Source organism: Streptomyces sp. NPDC001093, from assembly GCF_040298985.1.
Lineage (GTDB): Bacteria > Actinomycetota > Actinomycetes > Streptomycetales > Streptomycetaceae > Streptomyces.
The window spans coordinates 1-2,845 of sequence record NZ_JBEPBF010000273.1; the positions used below are offsets into that span (position 1 = coordinate 1).

Genomic DNA, 2,845 nt, shown 5'->3' on the forward strand with positions numbered 1-2,845 from the left:
ACCGCTACGACCAGTGGCCCAAGCTGCTGCAGACGATGAAGATCGACAAGAAGTCCCGCGGCGACCTGCTCCGCTTCATCGTCCTCGACGGCCTGACCAAGCCGACCGTCCTGGAGGGCCCGGACCCGGCCGTCCTGCTCGCCGCCTACGGCGAAGTGGGCCAGTAGCTCCGCCGACGCGTCAGCACGTGAGGGAATTCGCCCCGGTCGGCCCAACCGATGGAAGGAATCCGCGAGTTGCCCGCTCGCACTGGAGTGGGGCTACGGCGGACCGCCACGCTGGTCGAGCTGAGCCCCGGGCATGACCGGCCCAGCGTGATGAAGATCGATCGCCGCAGTGTGAGGAGAGAACGATGAAGATCACCCGCCACCCCCAGGGCGCACCGTGCTGGGCGGATCTCGACACTCCCGACGTCGCGTCCGCACGTGCCTTCTACAGCTCCCTCTTCGGTTGGCAGGCTCTGGAACTCCCCAGCGGATACGTGAACTTCACGCTGCACGGAGAGAAGATCGTGGGCGCGATCAAGCTCAAGGAGGGAGAGGAGCACTCGGCCGGCTGGACCGTCTACTTCATGACGGATGACCTGGTCGAGACGACGAAGGCGGTGGAGGCCGCCGGCGGCAGCGTGGCCAGCCCCCCGCGGAAGGTGTCGGTCGCCGGTAGCGCCGCGGTCTACCGGGCCCCTGACGGAGCGCTCTTCGGCGCCTGGGAGCCGGACAAGCACCCCGGGTCCGGCCTGGTGCACGAACCCGGCACCCCGTCCTGGTACGGACTGGGCACTCTGGACGTCGTCGGCTCCACGGCGTTCTACACCCAGGTCTTCGGCTGGACGGCCGCAGCGCCGACGGCGGGCGACACCACGCCCGTCACGGCATCCGGCGACTCGGTGGAGTTCGGCGGAATCACCGACGGGCCGGCCGTCTCACCGGGCTGGACCCTGCACTTCGGCGTGGAGGACGTCGACGCGGCATCGGCGACGGCGGTCTCGCTGGGCGGCGCGGTCGTCTCCGCTCCCACGGACGTCACCGGGGTCGGCCGGGTCGCCGTGCTGAAGGACCCGTGCGGCGTGAGCTTCGCGCTGGTCAGCCCAGCCTGACGGCAGTCGTACGGCCCCGGTGGGCCGCTTCGGCGGAGAGCGTTCCCACCGGGGCACTGCCTCGCTTGCTCGCACCTGTCCTCAAGCCGGCCGACACAGCGCCACGGCCGGCCCTCGTAGTGAGCCCCTTGTGCGGAGGAGGGAGGTGGTTCGCCGTGCAGAGCGAGCCTCCCAGTCGAACCCCGCGTACGGCCGTCCCCCACCGGAGCGCGCTGTGACTTCTCGCAGCTGACCTCCACCAGGCAGGGACGGTGCCGGTACGCGCCTCGCGAAGTAGAGCATCCCGCCCCATCGCCCACCGAGGTGACTCCTGCCATGACGCACACCCAGCTGACCGACGACGAGCTGCCCACGGAGCTTCAGGACGCTTTGGAGCGCCACGACCTGCGTGACGCACAGTACTTGCTGGGCCAGCGCCCGCCCCACGTCATCGCCGACGAGCTGGCCCGGATGAACGCCGTGGACGCGGTGGTCGCGTTCCGGCTCCTCGACAAGGACGAGGCCATCAAGGTCTTCGAGGAACTGGAGCCCATCGACCAGCGGGCCGTCCTGATGGGCCTGCGGGACACGGCCTTCCACGAACTGGTCGAAGAGCTGGATCCCGACGACCGGGTGCGCATGCTCCGCGAGGCCCCGGCCAAAGTGGTGCAGAGGGTCCTGGCCGGGCTCAGCGCGCATGAGCGACGCGTGACCGCCGCCCTGCTGGGATATCCGGAAGGCTCGGTGGGGCGTTACATGACCCCCGAGATGGTCGCGCTGGACCAGCACCTGACCGTGCAACAGGCGCTGGATCTCGTCCGATCCAGGGGCGCGGACGCGGAGACCGTCTACACGCTGCCCGTCGTGGACACCGGGCGCCGCCTGACCGGCGTGGTCGAACTGCGGGAACTCGTGCTCAGCCCGCCGGGAAAAGGCGTCCTCGACCTCGTCTCCGCCGATGTCCCCCGCGCGCACGCCGCCGACCCCGCGGAGGACGCGGCTCGCCTGATGCGCGAGACGAACACCCTGGACCTGCCTGTCGTCGACAGCGAGGAAAGGCTGGTCGGCCTGCTCACCATCGACGACGCGGTCGAGGTGATCGAGGAGGCGGACACGGAGGACGTCGCACGCCAGTCCGGATCGGCTCCGTGGAGCGGGCACTACATGGCGGCGACCGTGTGGCAGCTGGCTCGCTACAGGGTGGTGTGGCTCCTGCTTCTGCTGCTGGCCGCGACACTCACCGTGACGGTGACGAAGGCCTTCGAAAGCACACTTGAGCAGGTCACCCAGCTCGCCATGTTCATTCCGCTGCTGATCGGTACCGGCGGAAACGCGGGGGCTCAGGCGGCCACGGCCGCGGTACGCGCGCTGGCCGTGGGTGAGGTACGCGGCTCGGACCTGCCCGCGATCATCTGGCGGGAGTGCCGGGTGGGGGTCGTCCTCGGAACGATGCTGGCAACCCTGGGGATGGCGCTGGGCACGGCGTTCGTGGGCGCCCACATCGCTCTCGTCGTCGGCATCGCGCTCGTGATCATCTGTGGCTGGGCGGCGACGGTCGGCGGGGCCATGCCGCTCCTGGCCAAACGAGTCCACATCGATCCAGCGGTGATCTCGGCCCCCATGGTCACGACACTGGTGGACGCCACAGGACTGGTGATCTACTTCGTCACTGCCCGAGTGGTCCTGGGTATCTGAAAGATGCCGCCACACCCCTCCCGGGCCCGCGTTCGTGCGGGCCCGGCGGGGGGGGGGCGGCGCGGGAGCGGCGGC

2 protein-coding genes and 1 pseudogene are annotated in these 2,845 nt (G+C 69.9%); all 3 read left to right on the top strand.

Features of this window, described 5'->3' with window-relative positions:
• A pseudogene (locus ABT288_RS49740) lies at positions 1 to 167 on the top strand (3-dehydroquinate synthase); the annotation flags it as partial.
• A 185-nt stretch (positions 168 to 352) separates the two neighbouring features.
• Positions 353 to 1,096 (top strand): VOC family protein, encoded by a 744-nt coding sequence (locus ABT288_RS49745; RefSeq protein ID WP_351623422.1) that lies wholly within the window; start codon positions 353 to 355, stop codon positions 1,094 to 1,096.
• A gap of 315 nt (positions 1,097 to 1,411) precedes the next feature.
• A complete protein-coding gene (gene mgtE, locus ABT288_RS49750) occupies positions 1,412 to 2,770 on the top strand; it encodes a magnesium transporter (RefSeq protein WP_351623423.1) in 1,359 nt (452 codons plus the stop codon).
• The last annotated feature ends 75 nt before the right edge of the window (positions 2,771 to 2,845 follow it).